The organism is Streptomyces sp. NPDC047981, from assembly GCF_040653315.1.
GTDB lineage: Bacteria > Actinomycetota > Actinomycetes > Streptomycetales > Streptomycetaceae > Streptomyces.
Map to the genome: position 1 here is coordinate 42,878 of NZ_JBEZNQ010000022.1, position 19,476 is coordinate 62,353.

Below are 19,476 nucleotides of genomic sequence, written 5' to 3' on the forward strand. Positions count from 1 at the left end.
CGACGACACCCGCCGCGCGCTAGTCGGGCAGCGCCGCCGCGAGCGATTCGTGCACGGTGAAGACGGCGTCCGCACCGGTGATCTCGAAGACCCTGGCCACCACCGGCCGCATCCCCGCCAGATGGACCCCGCCGCCTGCGGCGTCGGCCTTCAGCCGGGCCCCGAGGAGCACGTTGAGACCGGTGGAGTCGCAGAAGTCGAGTCGTGAGCAGTCGACGACGAGCCGTGACCGGCCCGCTTCGAGCGCGCGATCGAGTGGCGCACGCAACACTTCGGCCGTGTGGTGATCGAGCTCACCCACAGGAGTGAGGACCTCGCTCGCCCCCACGGTGCGGACCTCGACCCGCAGCCGTCCTGGCTGCGCGCTGCCGATGTGCTGGCGGTCCATGCCCGTGCCTCTTCTCGCTCTCGCGGATGCCGGATGACGTGCCTCGAACCATACAAGCGCGACGTCAAGGCGTGCACCCCAACACCACAACACAACCCCACAAATCGGACAATTGACACTTGCAACTTTGCGCGAAGACCGGGTAGGGCTAGTAGGGAACGTTCTCGACCACCGGCTTGGAGGCGCCGCAAACCGCAGCAGGAAGACACGATGGAGGAGACCATGTCACCCCGGCTCGACGCCCCGCGTACCCACGACGCGCCGTCGGCAGAAGCACCTCAGCCCCTCACCGACACCCCCACCCCCACGCGATTCACCGCTCAACTCCCCACCCCCGAAGACTTCCACGGGATCGCCGAGATCGACGAGATCTCCGAGATCGGTCCCTTCGACCAGGTCGATCCGCTGGACGCGCGGGCGCTCTCGAAGACGCTCTTCGCCCGGCTCGACGCCCTCGAAGAGGGCACACACGAGTACGCGTACGTCCGCAACACCCTGGTCGAACTGAACCTGGCCCTGGTCAAGTTCGCCGCTTCCCGGTTCCGCTCCCGCAGCGAGCCGATGGAGGACATCATCCAGGTCGGCACGATCGGCCTCATCAAGGCCATCGACCGCTTCGACCTGGCCCGTGGCGTGGAGTTCCCCACCTTCGCGATGCCGACCATCGTCGGCGAGATCAAGCGCTTCTTCCGCGACACCTCGTGGTCGGTGCGTGTCCCGCGCAGGCTCCAGGAACTCCGCCTCGACCTGGCCAAGGCGGGTGACGAGCTGTCCCAGCGGCTCGACCGCACCCCCACGGTCGGCGAACTCGCCGAGGAGCTCGACCTGAGCCGCGACGAGGTCGTCGAGGGCATGGCAGCGAGCAACGCGTACACCGCGAGCTCGCTGGACGCCCAGCCCGAGGAGGACGACGGTGAGGGCGCGCTCACCGACCGCATCGGCTACGAGGACCACGGCCTGGAGGGCATCGAGTACATCGAGTCGCTCAAGCCGATGATCGCCTCGCTGCCGCCCCGTGACCGGCGGATCCTCTCCCTGCGGTTCGTCGCCGGCATGACCCAGTCGGAGATCGGCGAGGAGTTGGGCATCTCCCAGATGCACGTCTCCCGTCTCCTCTCGCGGACGCTGACACGGCTGCGCCAGGGGCTGACCCTGGAGGAGTGACCTCCTCGGGAGACGGCTCTCCCCGAGGCTCCCCGAGCCGACCCCGGCGCTCCGGCGCACCCCCGCGCCCCGCGCTCCGGCGCACCCCCGTTCCGGGCACCCCAAGTGACCTGTGGAAAGGGCCTGTTCTTCACCGGACAGGCCCTTCCGCGTTATTGACGGGTCGCCCGGAATGGGACACATTGGGCCGGGGTTCAGGGGGGAATCGCATGGTTTCTGCGTACGCGGAACTGGAAGAGCGCATGCGCGGCCGGCTCGGGGGCAGAGAGTGCCTCCACGTGCCGTCGTGCCGCTTCGGTCTCTATCTCGCGCTGCGCCACTGGTGCGCGCCCGGCGGCCGGGTCCTGATGTCGCCGGTCAACGACGACGTCATCTTCTTCGTGGTCCTCGCCGCGGGGCTCCGCCCGGTGCAGGCGCCGCTGAACCCGCTCGACGGGTCGATCGACATCGCCGCCGTACCGGACTCCGTCTGGCGCGGCCTTTCCGCCGTACTGACCACCAATCTGTACGGCAACCCCGACCCGGCTCCCGAACTGCGGGCCCGCTGCGACGCCTTGGGCATCCCGCTCCTGGAGGACGCGGCCCACGCGATCGGCTCTCGGGTCGGCGGGCGCCCGGTCGGCACATGGGGCGAGGCTTCCGTGTTCAGCCTCTCCAAGCACACAGGGGCGAAGACCGGCGGCTTCCTGACGATCGCGGACCCGGGCTTGCGGACCGAACTTGCCGCCGCACGGGACGAGTTGCTGCACCCAGCCCGTACGACGTCCGAACTGGCCTATCTCGTACGGCCGTACGCCGAGGCCACCGTCCGCGCACTGCGCCTGGTGAAGGCCGCGCACGCCACGCTGCGGCTGCTGGGGATGGAGGAGCGCGAGGAGATCCGGATGCCGCTGCGAGCGGACGAGTTGAAGCAGGCGCTCGCCGCCGCGCCGGGGCTCACGCCCTTCCACTCCTGGATCCGCGTGGACATGCACGACTACCGCCTCGGCGCGGGCCCGGCCAGGCTGCGCCGTACGGACCGGCTGCTGGCCGGCCTGGACACCACGCTCGCCGTCCACCGGGCCGGTACGGAGCGCCTGGCGGCGAGCGAGTGGGGCACCTGCTCCGAACGGGCCGGGATCCAGCCGCTGTTCCGGGTCCCGCTGCTCGTCGACGACCGGGACGCGGCGATCGCCGCGCTCGCCCGGCGCCGGATCGTCACGGGCTACCTCTACGATCCGCCGCTCGACACGTACGCGGGCGAACTCTTCACCGACCCCTCGCCCGCGCCGGGACCCGCGGCCTGGTTCGCCCGGCACGCCCTGCCGGTGGATCCCCGGCGGGCGACCGAGGTGATCGGAGCCCTGGACGCGGCGGGCGTCAGGCCGGTGCAGTACGACGGCGACGGCGACCGTGGCTGACGCCGTCCGGCTGCACGCGCCGGACGGGGAGGCCCGGGAGCGCGGGAAGGGGACGCCGGATCCGCCGCCCGGCGCACCCGGCTCGCCCAGTGGACCCGGCTCGCCCGGCTCCGAGGAGGCAGGCGGGTCAGGCGGGTCCGGCGGGGACTCGATGTTCCGGAACGCCTACGCCCTCATGCTGTCCACGGGCGTCTCGGCCGCACTCGGGCTCGGCTTCTGGCTGGTCGCCGCCCGCTACTACTCGGAGGAGGCCGTCGGACAGGGCTCCGCCGCGATCGCCGCGCAGCGGCTGCTCGCCTCCATCACCGCGACGACGATGATCGGCGCCGTCGTGCGGTACGTCCCCCGGGCCGGCCGCGCCACCGGCCCGCTGGTCGGCCGGATCTACCTGGTCAGCTCCGTCGTCGTGGCCCTGGCCTGCGGGGGCTTCCTGCTCACCCTCGACTGGTGGGGGCCGTCGTACGCGCCGCTCGGCTCGCTCTCCGCCGGGCTGTTCTTCACCGCGTCCTGTGTCGGCTGGGCACTCCTGACGCTCCAGGACGGCGTGCTCACCGGGCTCAGGCGCGCCTTCTGGGTGCCGATCGGCAACGCGGGCTTCTCCATCGGCAAGCTCCTCCTGCTCGCCGCCTTCGCCACGACCATGCCGGTCCTCGGCGTCTTCGTGTCCTGGTCGGCGGCGATCGCGCTGTCCGTCGTACCGCTCGGCTGGCTCGTCTTCCGCCGGCTCATCCCCCGGCAGGCGCGCGCCGACCGGGACCGCGAGCCGCCCACCACGCGGGAGATCGGCCGCTTCATGGCCGGGGACTCGGTCGGCGCGCTGTTCAGCCTGGCCATGATCAACCTGCTGCCGGTGATGGTCGCCGTCCGCTTCGACGCGGCGCACAACGCGTTCTTCTACACGGCGTACACCGTGGGCGGCACGATGGAGTTCATGGCCATCAACATGGCCTCCTCGCTCACCGCGCACGCCTCCCACAGCCCGGAGTCGCTCGCCGAGGGCGTGCGCGGGGCGCTGCGCCGGATGGCGCTGCTGCTGGTCCCCGTGGTCCTCGTGCTCGTCGTCTTCGCGCCGTACATCCTCGCGCCGTTCGGCCCGGACTACGCCGATCACGGCACGACGGTGCTGCGTCTCCTCGCCGCGGCGGCGCTGCCGCGGGTGGCCGTCGAGCTGTACATCGGGGTGTTGCGGGTCCAGGGGCGTACGGGCGCGCTCGCGGTGCTCCAGGGCGCGATGTGCGTGCTCGTCCTGGGCGGCGCGGCCCTGCTCCTCGGCCCGGTCGGGATCTCGGGGGCCGGGCTCGCGATGCTCGGCTCGATGACGCTGATGGCGGCGGCCTCGGCGCCCGGCCTGCGGGCGGCCCTGAAGGGCGGCCGCGCGGAGACCGAGTACGGCACGAGCTGGGCGCGACGGGCGGCCGAGCAGGAGTGGGCGCCGCGGGAGGCGTCCACGCTGGGCCTGCCGGTGTACGTACCGCGCCCGGCGAGTGCCGTCCCGGACGACGGCGGCCGGGAGGACCGGCCCGGGACGGTGCTGTGGCTGCTGCTCGGCCTCGCGACCGCGCTCTTCTGGCTGCCGCTCGCGCACACGGACGCGGTCGACGCGGACCGCCTCTCGGGCACGGAGCTGATCGCGGCGCTCCCGCCGGTCACCCTCGGGGCCGGCCTGCTGCTGGTCGCCCTGCACGCCGCGGCGGTCGCCCGCCGCCGGGTGCGGCGCCTCTACGCCGCGACGGTCCTGGCCACCACGTTCCTGGCCCTCCACATCGCGCCACCCCTCCTGGGCCTCCGCCCGGAGGAGGCGGCCGGCCCGGGCGCGGCCCTGGCCCCCGCCTTCGTCCCCACGGACGCCCTGCCGGCCCTCCCGATCGCCCTCCAGGCCCTGTGCCTGACCCTCGCGACGATCCTCCTCCGCACCCTCGGCACGAGCGTCCGCGTCACCGCGTGCGCGGTCTGGATCCTGGTCTGGGCAGGCTGGGCAGCCCAACACCCCTTCGCCGACGCCCCCCTCCCCATCCTCCTCGCCCTGTGCGGCGCCACGATGACGGCCCTGGCGGTCCGGGGGTTGCGGAGCGGAAGGCGTCCGGGCGGCGGGTGACGCTCAGAGGACCTTGCGCAGGACTACGACCCAGTGCTCGCTCTCCTGGTCGTTCACGCGGTCGAACGCCCATGTCTCGTCCCGCACGGGGAAGGTGTCGCCCACGTGCAGCGTGTACCTGTGCTCCTCCTCGGCCACGAGCCCGAGCCGGAGCGTGAGCGGCCCACCGGGCGGGGTGTGGAGGTGGATCACAGCAAACCGGGCCCCATCCGAGAAGCCCTGCACTCCGTGACGAAGCCAGACCTCGTCATTGATCACGTTCGTGTCCCATCGTGGTGTATTGGTCTCTGGAGTTGGCCCTGAACTCCCTCGCCGTCAGCGGCTCCGGGTCGAAGGAGTTGTATGGATTGCGCAGGTGGATGCGCCCCCGGTCGTCCACCTCGGTCACCTCGTAGACATGGCCCGCTACCAGGTCCTTGATGAGCGCTGGCGCGTCCTTCTCCTTGTCTCGCGTGCCGATCAGGATCGGGCAGCCGTCCTGCAGCTTCTCCCGGAAGGCGGTGAGGAGCTGGCGGTCCGGGCTCACGCCGTTCATGTCGTACTGCGTGGGGACGTCGTCGCAGTACGCCGGTCTCCCCGTGAGCTGGGTCAGCATCTCGGCACGGTGACTCACCCGGGTGCCGAGGTTGAGCCGTTCGTAGCCGGACAGTTTCCCCTTACTCTCCTCATCCCAGGTCTGGTCGACACCCGCGAAGGCCTTCTCCAGGACCGCCGGCCATGCGGCACCCCCTTCCACCTGCGCGTACACGGGCCTGTCGGGACGGTCGTACGACACCACCAGGTCGGGCGTGACGGTCAGAACGGTAACTGCGCCGGTCGGTTCATAGCGACTCAGGCCGTCGCCGAGGGAGGATCTTTTCGCCTGGTGGAGAGTCACCTCGTAGGAACCGTCCTCGTTCTCCTTGACGCACTCCGTGATCGCCTCCGGGAAATGCTCGGCAACTGCCCCCATCGTGGCGATCACGCCGCAGTCGCCGATCCCTCCCTGCATGGTCTGGTCCCTCCTGGGCTGACCGTCGAACAGCGGTGTGCGCTTTCCGTCGGGGCGCTCCAGGGGCTTGCCGTAGTCGTACAGCTTCACGCCGAACTCCGGAACCTCCATCGCGTTGAAGTCCGGTCGTCCCACGACCGCGTACCGGTCGACGGGCCCCTCCGCCGGTTCGCGGGGCCCGACCAGGGTGTCGCGCAGCTTCGAGAAGGCGTCGCCCAGGAAAGCGCGTTCGGGTGCCGGCTCGTCGTCCGGCTCCCCCGGCTCCTCGGGCTCGACCAGGTCGTCGGGCTGCTCGGGCCCGTCCGGCGCCTGGGGGGCCTCGGGCTCCTCCGGCGCTTCCGGCTCGTCGCCCGCGTCCGGGGCCTTGGATACGGCGTCGGGTAACGGCGCCTTCGTCTCCGCACCGCGCTCGGCCGCGCCCAGCTCGCTCATACCGACCCGCCCCCGTCCCCCTCGGTCAACAGACGCCCATCGTAGTGATCACGTCGGCCGCCAAGGGGCATAGGGCTACCGGGGCGGCACGCCCTGGCGGAAGTAGGGGTCCAGCCCCGCTGACCGGTAACCGTCCAGGGACGGGCCCGAGTTGACCGTCAGGTCGCAGGGCGGGCCGCCGGGGACCGGGCGGTTCCAGTGGACGTAGGCCTTGGCTCGGGGGAGGGTGGGGGCCACGCGGGGGATCTCGGCGTACCAGTCGCGTTGGCGGTCGGGGCGGGTCGGGTCGGGGGCCGTGGCGAACTCCGCCAGCATGATCGGCTTGTTCGCGGAGATGTTCGTGCGCAGCCAGTCGTACGTCGGGCGCTGGCTCTTCTCGAAGTCCAGCCAGTTCGGGGACTTGTGGCACTGGTAGTAGTTGTACTGGTCCATGCCGATCCAGTCGACGTACGCGTCCCCCGGGTACAGCGCCTTCATCGTGTCCGCGTTGCCGAGGTAGCCGGAGACCGTCCAGACCCAGACGACGTTGCGGACGCCGAGGCGCTCGAAGCGGTCGCGGAGGTGGCGGTAGGCGGCCACGTACTCCGCCGGGGTGCCCGCGCCCTCCTTGATGCGCATGTCGGTCTCCTGGTCGAAGGAGAAGAAGACCCGCTTGCCGTACGCCTTCAGGCGGCGGGCCTGCGGGTCGATGATCGAGGTGTCGTACTTCCCCGACGCTATGTTCTTCCAGCCGAGCTGTGTCTCGCTCCAGTTCGCGTGGTGCTTCTCCTTCCAGACCGTGGACTCCCAGGCCAGCATCAGCAGCCGGTCCTCGCCGAGTTCCACCTCGTCCGGGGTGAGGAGTTCGCCGTCCGTCGGGTTCCCCGACATGTCGTGGTAGGTGTAGATGACGTCGAGCTTGCGGCCGATCTTCTTCTCGAAGGCGTACACCGGCCTCGTGAGCGAGCTGTCTGCGTCGTACGGGATGTACGCCCCCCACCACGCCCCGTCGCACGGCAGGACGAGCTTGCGGTCGGGCCGGCAGCGGTCGTCGGAGCCCTGGGTGCTCCAGACGCCCAGCGCGGCGGCCAGCGCGCCGACGGCCGCCAGGGCGATCGCCATCATCGGGGCCCTCCGCGGCGGCGGCGCGGCGTGGCGTCGGTTCATCACGCGCCACCGGGCTTCCGTTTGGCCCGGAAGCGGACGCGCACGCGCGTGCTCTCGCGCTCGACGGCGCCCCGGGTCGCGGCCGGCAGCGGCACGCCGGGCAGGGCGGCGACGACGGTCACGAAGCCTGCGAGCGCCGCGAGGAACGCCGTCGGGGAGAAGGATTCCAGGAGGAAGAGCGCCGTCGCGGCGAGCGTGGCGAGGGACAGGCTCACCGGCGCGGCCAGCGCGAGCGCCTCCAGGCGGGCGCCCGGCCGCAGCCCGCCCGGCTGCGGGTGGAGCAGCGCGAGACCCGGCGCGAGGGCCACGAACGCGAGGACGGGGATCCAGCGCAGCGGCGAGCCGCCCGGCAGCGCGGTGGCGCCGAGCGCGACCCAGCCGGAGAGCGCGAGTCCGATTCTGAGCCGGAGGTGTGCGGGTGCCATGGCGTGCGTACTCCCTCGGGTCATGACGTCGATGCCGGCCGGGGGCGGTACTCCAGGACCAGGCCGTGTTCGTTCTCCTCCACGACGTGGAAGAGCGGCGAGCGCTTGAGGTCCTCCTGGAGCGTGCGGAAGCTGCCCGGCGGCAGATAGCCCTCGCCGATGACCGCCTTCTCCTGCGTCGGCGTGAGGATGACGAACGTCGGACGGCCCTCGGGGATGCCCCGGGCGAGGTACCCCGCGGGGTCCTTCAGCATCTTCAGGTTCTCCGGCACTTCCTGCTCCGTGAAGAACCAGCGCTCGTAGTGGTCGTAGCGGTGGTACGCGCCCGGGAAGGAGCCCGTCGTGGCGAGGATCAGCGCTCCGTCCGGTGCCCGGTCGTAGGCCCGCCGGGTGAGGGCGAGTTCGGCGGGCGGGGCGTAGTGCATGCCCTCCTTGCCGTAGTACGAGGGCAGGAAACCGGCGAGCAGGGCGGTGAGCGCGAGCGGCAGCGCGACGGCGGCGGCGCGACGGGCCACCCGCGCGCCCCGGCCCGCCGCGCCCGCCGCCGGGACGAGCGCCGCGGCGGCGAAGAAGGCCGTGCCGGGCAGCCCGAACAGGTAGACGCGGAAGAGCATTTCGCCGCCGTAGTCGTTGACGGCGAACATCGGGACGGGCGCCGCGGCGGCCAGAAGCAGCGGCAGGGCGCTGCGGACCAGCCGGCGCCGCAGCAGGACCGCCGTGCCGGCGAGCGCGGCGAGCGCGAGGACCATCACGATGTTGGCGGCGCCGACCAGCTCGGGCCCGGGACCGGTCGGCTCACCGGCGTACCCGGCACGGGAGTTGGAGAGCAGGTCGCCCGCCGAGTCCTTCAGCGTGCTCATGGTCTCCAGGAAGAGGACCCGCCCCATGGTGAGGTCCCAGGCCAGCATGATCAGGCCGGTCACGACGAGCAGCCCGATGTTGCGGTAGCGGCGGGTGAGGCAGAGCGCGAAGAGCGTGGCGCACAGCATCACCGGGGTCAGCTGGTGCGAGGCGTTGACGGTCGCGATCAGCGGGGCGACGATCAGCACGGCGGTCGCGCGCTGTCTCGGCGTCGTGGGCGGTGGCACCGCGGCCGCGGCCGGGTCGAGGAGCGTACGGTCGCGCAGCCGGCCGGCCGAACCGGGCCGCACGAAGTGCCGTACGACGACGGCGAAGACCGTCAGATAGAGCAGGTACGCGAAGCCCTGCGGGGACAGATAGTCCTGGCCGACCCAGTTGGCCAGCTGGAAGATCCACACCCCGGTCCACACCAGCCGCCAGTCGTCGCTGAACGTGCGGTAGATCAGCAGGAGGACGGGGAGGGTCAGGACGCCCAGGACCACCGGCGCCCAGTTGATGAACGAGGCCGCCGACTCGACGCCGAAGGCGCGGACGAGCGCCGCGTCGAGCGAGAAGAAGCCGGGCCACTGGTCGTACGCGGACATCCCGCCGGACAGCTCGCGCCGCGGGTGCACCGTGCCCTCGGCGAGCAGCCGGGTGATCACGGCGTCGTGCTTGGACGCCCAGGCGTACCGGACGGAGTCGTACAGGATCGCCGGTGGCGCCTTCAGCGCCACGAGCATGGCGACGCTGTACGCGGCGGGCCACCACGGGGCCGTGCCCGCCCGCCGCAGCGTCACCAGGAAGCCGCAGGTCAGGACGGCGAGGGCGGCGTAGAAGGCGAGCGGGAAGCGGTCGAGGAGCCCGTAGTCGGCGATGTCGCGGAAGCCGATCCGGGGCAGCGCGTACAGCCAGAGGACGGCGGCGACGAGCAGCGGGAGCGCGCTGAGGAGGGCGTGCGGGCCGGGGCGGCCGGGGACGCGCCAGGCGCGCCGGCGGCGCGGCGGGGCGGGGGCGCCGGCGTCCGGCTCCGCCTCTGACCGCCGGGTGTCGGGCGGCGGAGCGGGCACGCCGCCTTCCTCGACCGGCGCGGGCACTCGTTGCTGCACGGTGGCACTCCCCCTACGTACTGCTCGCGGATCTGACCTGTCCTTGCACCTGCTGCTCGGGTCCTTGGGATCAGCCCGCGAACTCGGGTCCCCTGACCAGCGCGCGGGCCCTGCGGTACAGCCGCCAGCCCACCGTCGGCAGCGAGTCCGGGTACGGCGCCGCCTTGGCTCCGCGGCCGTCCATCCAGTCCTCGACGTCGGCGACGGTGTGGCCGCGGCGGACGATGAGCCGGGCGATCCGGTACCGCTCGTCGGTCTCGGAGCTGAGCGCGTGCCGGACGGCGACGGCCGAGTGGTATCCGGCGGCGGCGACGGCCCGGCGCACGGCCGGGCTGTTGTAGCCGTGCGGGTAGGCGAGGTGCCGGACCGGGTGGCCGAGGACGTCCTCCAGGACGGCCCTCGGCTCGCGCAGTTCGCGCCGCAGCTCCTTCGGCGGGAGCGTGTCGAGCTGCGGGTGCGTGGCGGTGTGGGCGCCGACCTCCATCCCGTACTGCTCCAGGCGCGGCGCCTGGCCGAGGGTCATCATCGGCGCGGGCGGCAGCAGACAGGCCCGGCCCGGGCTGATCGCCCCGGTGGTCAGGTACGCGGTGGCGGGCAGTTCGCGGGAGGCGAGCGCCTCCGCGGTCGGTCCTGGCAGGTCGGCGAAGCCGTCGTCGAAGGTGAGGACCACGGGCCGGGGCGGCAGCGGTGCGCGCCGCGCGAGGTGGTCGGCGAGCCGGCCGACGGTGACGGGGGTGCGTCCGCTGTCGACGATCGCGTCGAGCTGGGCCCCGAACTCCTTGGGCGTGACGGTGAATTCGGCGATCCAGGCGGGCGGGTCGTCGCAGACGGCGTGGTAGAGCAGGACCGGGATCCGGGTGTGGGCGGGTGCGCTCATCTCGAACTCCGCTTCTGCAGGCGGGCTTTGGCGTAGCCGAGGGGGCCGTAGAGCATGCCGCGTCGCTCCAGTCGGGAGAGGCTGCGGGGCCAGGGATGGGTGAGGGCGCCGTGCGCGCCCGGAACGTCGTCGCCGCCGGTGTCCCGCCGCGCGGTCATGGACCGGGCGTGCGCGAGGCCGCGCGGCAGGCGGGCGAGGAACGCGGGCAGCAGGGCGGGGCGGCGGACGAGCGTGGCGGTGAGGTACGCGGTGAGTCCCGCGCCGTAGCCGAAGGCCTGGTCACGCAGGTCCTGCGGGCTCTCGCGGTGGTGGTGCCAGACGAGCGCGTCGGCGGTGTAGCGGAGCCGGAAACCGGCGGAGAGGACGGCGACGAAGGCGTACAGGTCGTCCCCGCCGCGGGCCGCCGTGCCCGTGCCGGTGGCCGGGTCGAAGCCTCCCGCCGCCTGCAGGGCCCTGGTACGGAAGGCCATGTTGGCGCCGGAGCCGAAGCTGCCGGCGGTGAACGGGAAGAGCGGTTCGTCGGCGGGCGGGCGCAGCGGGTCGTAGAGCCGGGGCGCGAAGCCCTTGGCGAAGCCGCCGTGGGACTCCAGGAGGATCTGGGCGGGCGTCCGCAGCCGGGCGGGCAGGATGAGGCCGGTGACGCAGCCCAGTCGCGGGTCGGCGGCGAAGGGCGCGGTGAGGGCGGTCAGCCAGTGCGGGTCGGCGACGACGTCGTCGTCGGTGAAGGCGACGATCTCGGCGCGGGCGTGCGCGAGGCCGGTGTTGTGGGCGACGGCGAGCCCGGGGGTGTCCTCGCGGACGTACCGGACGCGGTCGCCGTACTTGCGGGTGACGAGCTCCTCGGTCTCCCGCGTGCGCGGCGCGTTGTCGACGACGAGGATCTCGTGGTCGGGGTGGTCCTGGTCGAGGAGGGAGTCCAGGGCGCGGGCGAGCTGGTCGGCGCGCTCGCGTGTGGCGACGACGACACAGGCCCGGGGTGGAGCGGTGTACGGCTCGGCGGGCGGCAGACCGTGACGGTGCCGGAGGCCGTGCGGGTCGGCGGAGCTGCCGTACGGCTCCCCGCCCCGGGCGGCCAGGAGGTGCTCCCGGGCGAGGGCGGACAGGACCTCGGCGGGATCGTCGCCCTCCCGGACGTGGCCGAGGAGGGTGGCGGCGGGCCTGCCCCTGAGGCGTACGAGGGCGTAGACGTCACCGGGGCCCGGCGGCGGGCCGCCGGGCGCGGGGCGCAGGGAGAGGACGGGTCCTTCGGGCGAGCCGAGGTCGAGGTCGACGACGGTTCGTGGTCGCAAGCGCATGGTTCCCCCGCTGTCGGCTCAGGGCTGTCCGGCGGCGCCGCGCAGGCGGGCGAGCCGGTTGAGGGTGCGGCGGCCGCGCGCGGCGAGCGCGGGCCGGTTGCGTACGAAGCTGTGGGCGCGGCGGGCGGGCTCGCGGCCGAGCCAGTGGATCCCGGCGCGTATCCCGGGCCGGGTCACGGCCCCTTCGTGGACGGTCAGTTCGCCGGTCTTGAGGGCGTCCTTGTACTCGGCGGCGCCGCGGCCGAGGTCGAGCAGGCCGATCCCGGCGGCCGCGGCGGCCTCGGCCATCCGCAGGTGGAGGACGAGACCGGGCGAGTACTTGGCGAACTCGGGGTCGTAGGACGGGAACCAGCAGGAGAGGACGGTGCGGGAGCGCAGCCCGAAGTGGGCGGCGATCGGCCGCTCACCGGCGTACAGCACGGAGAGGACTCCGGAGCAGCCGGGCTCGCGCAGCCTGTGGAGCCGTCGCACCAGGCCGCTGATCCAGTCCTTGGCGAAGCGGTCCCGGCGGCCGGTCCTGCGGTACTGGGCGGACTTCCACTCCATGAGGGTGCGCAGGGCGGCGGGGTCGCGCTCGTCGAAGACGAAGCGCAGCGGCCCGACCTGCCGCCCGAGCCGCCGCTCCTTGGCGAGGGTGGTCTTGAGGAACTTGGGCGAGTGGCCGCGCAGGAACTCCTCGTACGCGGGGTAGCCGTGCCCGACGTCGATGACGGGCGAGGCGAACGCCTCGGGGGCGCTCCCTCGGAGCAGTTCCTGCCCGCGCTCCAGGTTGTCGAACTCCCAGGCGGACAGCCCGCAGAGGCGGAGCAGCGCGCGGGGCGAGGGCGCGAGGCCGGGCCGCAGCACGGCCCCCTGGCAGTCGGACACCCCGAGGCCGACGGCCCGCCCGTGCCCGAACGTCCCCTTCTCGTACGGGAAGAACCCGACGGGTTCCCCGTCCTCCCACCACACGGCGACCCGCACCCGGCGCCGCACGGCGGCGACGGCGAGGGCGAACTCGGGCCCCATGAAGGGGTTCTCGGGTGCGCCGCTCTTGGTCCGCAGCTCCCGCCACGCCTCGATCTCGCGCGGTCCGAGCTCCTCCACCGTCACGACCTGCACGAACCTCGGCCGGCCTGCGTGCTTCCCCTGCACGCGGGCAGCCTGATCACGGACAGCGCTCAACTCTCCGACCCCCCGGTCTTCCCCCCTGAGTCCTGCCGCTACAGGACGGTACCGGTCGAAATCCCTCCGGGACAGGGCTACTCGACCAACCTGTGACCGAGGGGAATTCGTGGTGATCAAGCGACGAATGGGACGTGCTGGTCGGGTGCGCGCACGGCGGCTCGCGCCCCCCGAATCTCAGAGGCGCTCACGCTGCCGTCGCCGCTAGGGTGGCCCGATGACGTCCCTCAGGCAGGTCCAGATCACGTTCGACTGCGCGGAACCGGAACGGGTCGCCCGGTTCTGGTGCGAGGTGCTGGGGTACGTCGTACCTCCGCCGCCCGAGGGCTTCGCCGACTGGGCGGCGTACGACAGCTCGCTGCCGCCGGAGCGGCAGGGCGCGGGGTTCGTCGCCATGGATCCCACGGGGGCCGGACCGCGCCTGTACTTCCAGCGCGTCCCCGAGGGCAAGGTCGTCAAGAACCGCGTGCACCTGGACGTCCGCGTCGCCACCGGCCTCGAGGGCGAGGAGCGCCTCGCCGCCCTGGAGGCGGAGTGCGCCCGTCTGGTCCCACTCGGCGCGGTGCGCGGACAACTCCTGCTCGCCGACGAGTACAACGAGTCGTGCCTCAACATGCAGGACATCGAGGGCAACGAGTTCTGCCTGGACTGAGAAGGCATGGTCTGCGCGTCGCCGATTCCTGGCTCTCGGGGTCGCAGACGGTCAGCCGTACGCTCGGCGATCACGCTCGCGCGCCTCCCGGGATTCCTGGAGCCATGTGAGGGTGTCCAGGACATCGAACTGGTCACCGGACGAAGCCCTGTGCCGCTGCGCCGGGTCTGCTCGGTCGAACTCTCCGGACGCCGTCGCGCAGTACCCGCCCGCGGAACCGACACGGCGGCGCATGACGGCGCGATGGCCCGCCGCCCGGTTCAACCGGTCGAAGTCGTCGACGAGGCACACGACGGGCCCCGGCGTGGCCGCCATGGCCCGGCACAAGGCGCCGAACTGGGGTCGCGCATCCGACAGCGCGTGATCTCCGAGGTCGATCCAGGTACCGGCGATCTCCCAACCCTGCTGCTCCGCGAAGGTGCGGCAGCGAGCGAGTCGGATGTCGAGCGCCGCTGTGATGCTCGTGGCATGACGGTCGTACAGGAAGGCGCGGGTCCGCTCCTCCACGTCTCCTCGGGTCTCCGATTCCGCATCCATGGCGTGCCCCTTCCACTACGCTGTGTCATCGCTCATCGGTGTTGCCACGACGGTACGAAGCACCGGCAAGGGCTTGAAGTGACCACCAGTACGGGTTCATCCGGTCTGGTCGGCACCCGAAGGGGACAACGTGCTGGACAACCCGCAACCAACCCCGACGAGCGGTCAGGGAACGGCTCGGCAGGGGGCCCGATGCACCGTCGCCGGCTCAGTCCTGCGGGTGATGCGGGAGCAGGCGGGGCACACCCAATCCACCTTTGCGGAGACCTTCCAGGTCGCGGTCGACACCGTCGCCGGCTGGGAGTCGGGCCGTCGGCCCCTGACAGCCTTACCCGTCGGCCAAGTGCTCGCCGTCCAGGCTCTCCTCCTCCGCGAGGGCACCCCTCCGGCGCTTCTCCCCATCCTGCAAAGGGCGTTGGAGGCCGATGTCCTGCTGACGCAGTTGATGGCCGGAAAGGTGAGCGTCGCAGGCAATCCGCTGGGCGCCTGGGTGCTCCAACGCGAACTCGTCGAACTGCTCTCCTGGCCCCTGACCGGCGTGCCACCGACTCCGCTGCGTTCGCTGCCGCCCCCTGCCCGCCCACGACGCGGACCCGTCCCCTTGGGACCCATGCTCACCACGGCTGAACGCGGCTGCTTTTTCACGCTGATGCGGGAGACCGCAGAACGTGCCCGCAGACCGGACCAGTTCCTGCTGCGGCGCCAGGCCCTCTACCTTGCGGGGTACGACGAGTCGTCCGACACCAAGCCATGGCTGGCGCACCAGCAACGGAAGGAACGGCCTGACGACTGGCTCTCCCAGTGGCTCAACGACCGCTCCGTCGCCACGGTGTCCGCGCGCCATGGTGATCGGGAGCGTATGGACCACTTCATCGCCACGACCCTGAGCGCAACAGACGCAGGTGAGAGGGCGAACCTGAACTACTGGGCGTACTGGATCGGCGAATCGGCCCACGTCGAACTCTCCGACGACTTCATCGCGCGGCCCGGCTGGGGCCCATGGCACGGCGGCAGGCTGCTGGACCATCTCGTACGTGGCCTGACCCCGAACCATGGGTTCTTCGGCCTCGACGTGCACACCCTGTGGGTTCTGATTGCGTCCCGGCCGCGCCTTCTGAGGCGCCCCTCATCCGCGACACGGTCCCTGCGCGACCGACTTCCGATGATGTTGGATGACAGCGAGCCGTCAGCGCGGGTGCGCCGAGAGCTCGAAAGCATCCGGTACGCGATCCGCCTCGCAGAGGCGTGAAAGGAGACGGGACAGTGGCTGACAACGACCTCTCCGCCGTGGCGCACTTCCTGTTCGAGGCGGGCACGCTCAAGAACGCGCGCCGCACGGGCTGGTGGATGGCCGGAGTCCGGGACCCCGAGAGCGTGGCGGAGCACTCTTGGCGTACGGCACTGATCGCCTCGGTCATCGCGAAGCTCGAAGGCGCAGATCCGGCCCGTGCCGCGTTCCTCGCGGTGTGGCACGACACCCAGGAGTCCCGTACGGGGGACGTCAACTACCTCGGCAAGAAGTATTCGACCGCCGCCGATCCCCGAGCAGTCACGGCCGACCAGACTGCCGGCATGCCCGACGTCCTGGCCGAAACGATCAGGGACCTGGTGGACGAGTACGAGGCCAAGGGCTCGGCCGAGGCGATCTGCGCGCGGGATGCCGACAAGCTGGAGTGCCTGCTGCAGGGCATCGAGTACAAGGCGCAGGGCTACGAGAGCGCCCAGCGCTGGATCGACAACAGCCGGGACCGGATCGTCACGGAGACGGCAGGACGCCTGGCGGACGAGTTGCTGGCGCAGGACGGGCTGGACTGGTTGCGGAAAGCGCTCGGCGAGGCGGAGCGCTGAGTGGGTCCCGGATTTCCGCGACCCGGTTCAGGGTCTGGCGGCGGTCCGTGAGATCCCGGGAAAGAACGTGGGGGGAGAACCACTTCCGTCCAAACCCGACAGCTCACGCTTTCGGGTGACAAGGTGGCAGAACGGCGGGTCGGCGCGGTACGGTCGCGCCAACTTGCATATGCCGCAAACGATTTCGGCCCCCGACGGGACTGGCATCCCGACCGAGGGCCTGATCATCAAGGAAGTTAGGAGCTTCCCGATGACTGCTGCGCAGTCTAATACCGTCACACCCCCGCGCGCCGGAGTGACGCACGTACGTCACCGCCACGACGAGAAGTTCACCGTCGTGGGCAACCATCTCGCCCAGCACAAGGACCTGTCCGCCTGCGCGATCGGCATCGGCGTGTACATCCAGTCGCTGCCCGACGGCGCTCTCGTCGGGATCAGCATCCTCACCGCCCGCTTCCCGGAAGGCGCCGTGCGGATCGCGGGCGCGTTGCGGGAGCTGGAGACCGCCGGGTACCTGAAGCGGCAGGTCGTGCGCGGGAGGGGCGCCAAACTCACGACGGTCACCACCTGGTTCGAGCACCCTGGTCCCGTCGATCTCGTCAAACGCTCCCGGCCCGTCACGCGGCGAGGGCCACGGACGGCTCCGGTCGAGACCGAAGAGCCGCCGCTCAGCTCGGAGTTGAAGCCTGCCGCCGACCTCCTGGCCGGTCTGCGGCAGCGCGAGCCCCGGCTGCTCCTCTCGGAGAGCGACGTACGCCGTCTGGCGCCCGAGGTCCAGCGATGGCTGGACCGGGAGGTGGCCCCGGCCGTCGTCGTCCGCACGCTCACCGGCGAACTGCCCGCCGGTACCATCCGCTGGCCCGCCCGCCTCCTCGCCCACCGCCTCCGTGAGTGGCTTCCGCCGGAACTTCCACCGGCACCTCCGGCACCACCCGGCGTCCTCCCCCTGCAGAACTGCGACCGCTGCGACCGCGCCTTCCGGGGCGCCGGCCAAGGCCTCTGCCGCGGTTGCGCGGGCTAGCTTCGCGGTCACAAGCCGTTCAGGAGTCGCTTGCGCAGGGGTGAGCGGTGTTCGTAGGCCTGCCGTAGGTGGGCTTCGGCGCAGCGCAGGAGGTCCGTGAGGTACGCCTGCCACTCGGGCGTCGTCTCGATCTGGGCCTCGGCGTCCAGCCTGTCGATCAAGGCGCGCCACGCGGCGTGGCCGGCGAAGCCGGGGCGGTAGGAGGTCGGCCAGGGCAGGTCGTGGGACGGCGGGGCAGGGGACGTCGGGCCGCCGAAAGGGTCCGGCCAGGGTTCACCGCGCCAGTCGGCCAGCGTCCGCTCGACGGCCGAGCGGTGGTCACCCGCTGGAGCCAGCGCCTCGAGTCCGGGGGCCAGGCGCTCCACCTCGCGCCAGGTCTCCTCCGGCCACGGACCCAGGCCGAAGGTGGCGGCCAGCACCGCGCGCTGCCGCGCGGTGGTCGCCTGCCAGATCGTTCTGGCGATGACGTACGCCAAGCGCGGTGAGTGCCGGCTGCGGGATGTCTCCTGCACGTCGAAGGGCCTCCACCACCAGACCCGGTACGGCCGGGTGCGCCGGGTGGTCTCCACGACGAACCGGTAGCCCAGCGGGCTTTCGTGGTCGTGGTCCGGGCTGCGCTCGGCGGCATGGATGACCTCCGCCAGCCGGAAGCCGCGCACGCGCAGACCGGGGAGGGGGCACCACCAGCGCGTCAGGGTGAGGCAACGGCCGTCGAACGCGAGCCTCGACCCCAGTCGCCGAACGGCGACCCGTTCCACCGACCCGTCCAACCGCGCCCCCGCCGTCAGTGTTGCGCCGGCCTCAATGTCCCATGCCCCGGCTGCGGGGAGAACCCCCGTCCGCTCAGACCACCCGCGCCCCGCGCCGCCAGACCTCCGACACCAGGGGGACGCCCGGGCGGTAGGCCAGGTGGACGTGGGACGGGGCGGACAGGACGGTGAGGTCGGCGCGGGCGCCCGGGGACAGGCGGCCGACGTCCGTGCGGCGCAGGGCCCGCGCGCCGCCCGCCGTGGCCGACCAGAGCGCCTCGTCCGGGGTCATGCCCATGTCCCGTACCGCGAGCGCGATGCAGAACGGGACGGACGACGTGAACGACGAGCCCGGGTTGCAGTCCGTCGACAGGGCCACCGTCACGCCCGCGTCGAGCAGACGGCGGGCGTCCGGCCACTGCGCCCGGGTGGAGAACTCCGCCCCCGGGAGGAGGGTGGCCACCGTGTCGCCCGAGGCCAGGGCGTCCACGTCGGCGTCCGTCAGGTGCGTGCAGTGGTCCGCGCTCGCCGCGTCGAGCTCCACCGCGAGCTGGACGCCGGGGCCGAAGCTCAGCTGGTTGGCGTGCACCCGGGGGTGCAGGCCCTTCGCCTTGCCGGCCGTGAGGATCGCCCGCGCCTGGTCCCCGTCGAAGGCGCCCTTCTCGCAGAAGACGTCCACCCAACGGGCGTACGGGGCACAGGCGTCGAGCATCTCGCCGGTGACCAGGTCCACGTACCCGGCCGGGTCGTCGGCGTAGTCCGGCGAGACGATGTGCGCGCCCAGGTACGTGACCTCGTCCGTGTGCGCGGACGCGATCCGCAGCGCCCGCGCCTCGTCCTCGACCGTCAGGCCGTAGCCCGACTTCGTCTCGAAGGTCGTCGTGCCCTGGCGGAGGGCTTCCGCCATGAAGCGGGCCACGTTCGACGACAGTTCCTCGTCGCTCGCCGCCCGCGTCGCCGCCACCGTCGTCCTGATGCCGCCCGCCTTGTACGGCTGGCCGGACATGCGCGCGTTGAACTCCGCGGTGCGGTCGCCCGCGAAGACCAGGTGCGAGTGGGAGTCCACGAAGCCGGGGATCACGGCCCTGCCGTCGGCGTCGACCCGGTTGTCAGTGGCCGGTGCTTTGCTTGATTCACCGACCCAGACGACCTGGTCGCCCTCGATGACGACGGCCGCGTCCTGGATCAGTCCAAGGGGTGAGTTGTCACCGAGGGAGGGATCGTTCGTGACCAGGCTGGCGATGTTGACGATGGCGGTGGCCTCCGTCGCCACGGCGCTGTTCGCGCTCGTGGGGGCGGAGATCGCCGCCGGGTTGTTCCTCGTCGCGGGGCCGCTGTTCATG

Annotated in this window: 19 protein-coding genes; 7 read left to right on the forward strand and 12 right to left on the reverse strand. The window is 72.1% G+C overall.

Going from position 1 to position 19,476, the window contains the following annotated elements; translation table 11 throughout:
* Positions 1–19: 19 nt before the first annotated feature.
* Positions 20–388, reverse strand: coding sequence for an STAS domain-containing protein (locus AB0E14_RS15665; protein WP_362416959.1), 369 nt, complete (start codon positions 386–388; stop codon positions 20–22).
* A gap of 210 nt (positions 389–598) precedes the next feature.
* Here AB0E14_RS15665 and AB0E14_RS15670 point away from each other — a divergent pair, with 210 nt between their 5' ends.
* The 3 genes from AB0E14_RS15670 (at position 599) to AB0E14_RS15680 (ending at position 5,047) form a co-directional block, all read left to right on the forward strand.
* The gene (locus AB0E14_RS15670) at positions 599–1,552 is read left to right on the forward strand and encodes an RNA polymerase sigma factor SigF (RefSeq protein WP_362416962.1); all 954 of its coding nucleotides are present in this window, start codon (positions 599–601) and stop codon (positions 1,550–1,552) included.
* A gap of 209 nt (positions 1,553–1,761) precedes the next feature.
* The gene (locus AB0E14_RS15675) at positions 1,762–2,952 is read left to right on the forward strand and encodes a DegT/DnrJ/EryC1/StrS family aminotransferase (RefSeq protein ID WP_362416965.1); all 1,191 of its coding nucleotides are present in this window, start codon (positions 1,762–1,764) and stop codon (positions 2,950–2,952) included.
* Positions 2,945–5,047: a lipopolysaccharide biosynthesis protein gene (locus AB0E14_RS15680; protein ID WP_362416968.1), complete on the forward strand. Its 2,103-nt coding sequence runs from the start codon at positions 2,945–2,947 to the stop codon at positions 5,045–5,047. Before AB0E14_RS15675 ends, AB0E14_RS15680 begins: the two co-directional genes overlap by 8 nt.
* A 3-nt stretch (positions 5,048–5,050) precedes the next feature.
* On the opposite strand, the gene AB0E14_RS15685 is transcribed toward AB0E14_RS15680, so the two are convergent.
* From AB0E14_RS15685 to AB0E14_RS15720, 8 genes are all read right to left on the reverse strand, one after another.
* Positions 5,051–5,239 carry a DUF6406 domain-containing protein gene (locus AB0E14_RS15685; RefSeq protein WP_362416971.1) on the reverse strand — a complete coding sequence of 63 codons (189 nt, stop codon included), beginning with the start codon at positions 5,237–5,239 and terminating at the stop codon, positions 5,051–5,053.
* A 55-nt stretch (positions 5,240–5,294) separates the two neighbouring features.
* Positions 5,295–6,470: a C2 family cysteine protease gene (locus AB0E14_RS15690; protein WP_362416974.1), complete on the reverse strand. Its 1,176-nt coding sequence runs from the start codon at positions 6,468–6,470 to the stop codon at positions 5,295–5,297.
* Between the two features lie 75 nt (positions 6,471–6,545).
* The gene (locus tag AB0E14_RS15695) at positions 6,546–7,574 is read right to left on the reverse strand and encodes a glycosyl hydrolase (protein WP_362416977.1); all 1,029 of its coding nucleotides are present in this window, start codon (positions 7,572–7,574) and stop codon (positions 6,546–6,548) included.
* 41 nt (positions 7,575–7,615) lie between these two features.
* Positions 7,616–8,041, reverse strand: coding sequence for a hypothetical protein (locus AB0E14_RS15700; RefSeq protein ID WP_362416980.1), 426 nt, complete (start codon positions 8,039–8,041; stop codon positions 7,616–7,618).
* A gap of 20 nt (positions 8,042–8,061) precedes the next feature.
* On the reverse strand, positions 8,062–9,990 hold the full coding sequence (locus AB0E14_RS15705; RefSeq protein WP_362416983.1) for a hypothetical protein: 1,929 nt from the start codon (positions 9,988–9,990) through the stop codon (positions 8,062–8,064).
* A 70-nt stretch (positions 9,991–10,060) separates the two neighbouring features.
* A complete protein-coding gene (locus AB0E14_RS15710) occupies positions 10,061–10,867 on the reverse strand; it encodes a polysaccharide deacetylase family protein (protein WP_362416986.1) in 807 nt (268 codons plus the stop codon).
* Positions 10,864–12,162: a glycosyltransferase gene (locus AB0E14_RS15715; protein WP_362416989.1), complete on the reverse strand. Its 1,299-nt coding sequence runs from the start codon at positions 12,160–12,162 to the stop codon at positions 10,864–10,866. Before AB0E14_RS15715 ends, AB0E14_RS15710 begins: the two co-directional genes overlap by 4 nt.
* A gap of 18 nt (positions 12,163–12,180) precedes the next feature.
* Complete coding sequence (locus AB0E14_RS15720; protein ID WP_362416992.1) at positions 12,181–13,296, reverse strand: GNAT family N-acetyltransferase; 1,116 nt, start codon at positions 13,294–13,296, stop codon at positions 12,181–12,183.
* 247 nt (positions 13,297–13,543) lie between these two features.
* On the opposite strand from AB0E14_RS15720, the gene AB0E14_RS15725 reads away from it, so the two are divergent.
* Positions 13,544–13,978 (forward strand): VOC family protein, encoded by a 435-nt coding sequence (locus tag AB0E14_RS15725; RefSeq protein ID WP_362416995.1) that lies wholly within the window; start codon positions 13,544–13,546, stop codon positions 13,976–13,978.
* Positions 13,979–14,029: 51 nt separating this feature from the next.
* Here the strand turns inward: AB0E14_RS15725 and AB0E14_RS15730 are convergent, their stop codons facing one another.
* On the reverse strand, positions 14,030–14,485 hold the full coding sequence (locus tag AB0E14_RS15730; RefSeq protein WP_362416998.1) for a recombinase family protein: 456 nt from the start codon (positions 14,483–14,485) through the stop codon (positions 14,030–14,032).
* 160 nt (positions 14,486–14,645) lie between these two features.
* Here AB0E14_RS15730 and AB0E14_RS15735 point away from each other — a divergent pair, with 160 nt between their 5' ends.
* From AB0E14_RS15735 to AB0E14_RS15745, 3 genes are all read left to right on the forward strand, one after another.
* Positions 14,646–15,764: a transcriptional regulator gene (locus tag AB0E14_RS15735; protein WP_362417001.1), complete on the forward strand. Its 1,119-nt coding sequence runs from the start codon at positions 14,646–14,648 to the stop codon at positions 15,762–15,764.
* Between the two features lie 14 nt (positions 15,765–15,778).
* The gene (locus tag AB0E14_RS15740) at positions 15,779–16,363 is read left to right on the forward strand and encodes an HD domain-containing protein (RefSeq protein WP_362417004.1); all 585 of its coding nucleotides are present in this window, start codon (positions 15,779–15,781) and stop codon (positions 16,361–16,363) included.
* Between the two features lie 295 nt (positions 16,364–16,658).
* A complete protein-coding gene (locus AB0E14_RS15745) occupies positions 16,659–17,384 on the forward strand; it encodes a helix-turn-helix domain-containing protein (RefSeq protein WP_362417007.1) in 726 nt (241 codons plus the stop codon).
* Positions 17,385–17,392: 8 nt separating this feature from the next.
* Here AB0E14_RS15745 and AB0E14_RS15750 read toward each other — a convergent pair whose 3' ends face one another.
* Both AB0E14_RS15750 and hutI read right to left on the reverse strand, forming a co-directional pair.
* The gene (locus tag AB0E14_RS15750; RefSeq protein WP_362417011.1) at positions 17,393–18,043 is read right to left on the reverse strand and encodes a hypothetical protein; all 651 of its coding nucleotides are present in this window, start codon (positions 18,041–18,043) and stop codon (positions 17,393–17,395) included.
* A gap of 184 nt (positions 18,044–18,227) precedes the next feature.
* Complete coding sequence (gene hutI / locus AB0E14_RS15755) at positions 18,228–19,475, reverse strand: imidazolonepropionase (RefSeq protein WP_362417014.1); 1,248 nt, start codon at positions 19,473–19,475, stop codon at positions 18,228–18,230.
* Position 19,476 lies beyond the last annotated feature (1 nt).

What these genes read in the sequence shown, in the direction of transcription:
- AB0E14_RS15670 (WP_362416962.1), top strand. Translation starts at nt 599, where the DNA reads ATGGAGGAGACCATGTCACCCCGGCTCGACGCCCCGCGTACCCACGAC.
- AB0E14_RS15725 (WP_362416995.1), top strand. Translation starts at nt 13,544, where the DNA reads ATGACGTCCCTCAGGCAGGTCCAGATCACGTTCGACTGCGCGGAACCG.
- hutI (WP_362417014.1), bottom strand. Translation starts at nt 19,475, where the DNA reads ATGAACAGCGGCCCCGCGACGAGGAACAACCCGGCGGCGATCTCCGCC.
- AB0E14_RS15690 (WP_362416974.1), bottom strand. Translation starts at nt 6,470, where the DNA reads ATGAGCGAGCTGGGCGCGGCCGAGCGCGGTGCGGAGACGAAGGCGCCG.
- AB0E14_RS15675 (WP_362416965.1), top strand. Translation starts at nt 1,762, where the DNA reads ATGGTTTCTGCGTACGCGGAACTGGAAGAGCGCATGCGCGGCCGGCTC.
- AB0E14_RS15695 (WP_362416977.1), bottom strand. Translation starts at nt 7,574, where the DNA reads ATGATGGCGATCGCCCTGGCGGCCGTCGGCGCGCTGGCCGCCGCGCTG.
- AB0E14_RS15710 (WP_362416986.1), bottom strand. Translation starts at nt 10,867, where the DNA reads ATGAGCGCACCCGCCCACACCCGGATCCCGGTCCTGCTCTACCACGCC.
- AB0E14_RS15700 (WP_362416980.1), bottom strand. Translation starts at nt 8,041, where the DNA reads ATGGCACCCGCACACCTCCGGCTCAGAATCGGACTCGCGCTCTCCGGC.
- AB0E14_RS15665 (WP_362416959.1), bottom strand. Translation starts at nt 388, where the DNA reads ATGGACCGCCAGCACATCGGCAGCGCGCAGCCAGGACGGCTGCGGGTC.
- AB0E14_RS15715 (WP_362416989.1), bottom strand. Translation starts at nt 12,162, where the DNA reads ATGCGCTTGCGACCACGAACCGTCGTCGACCTCGACCTCGGCTCGCCC.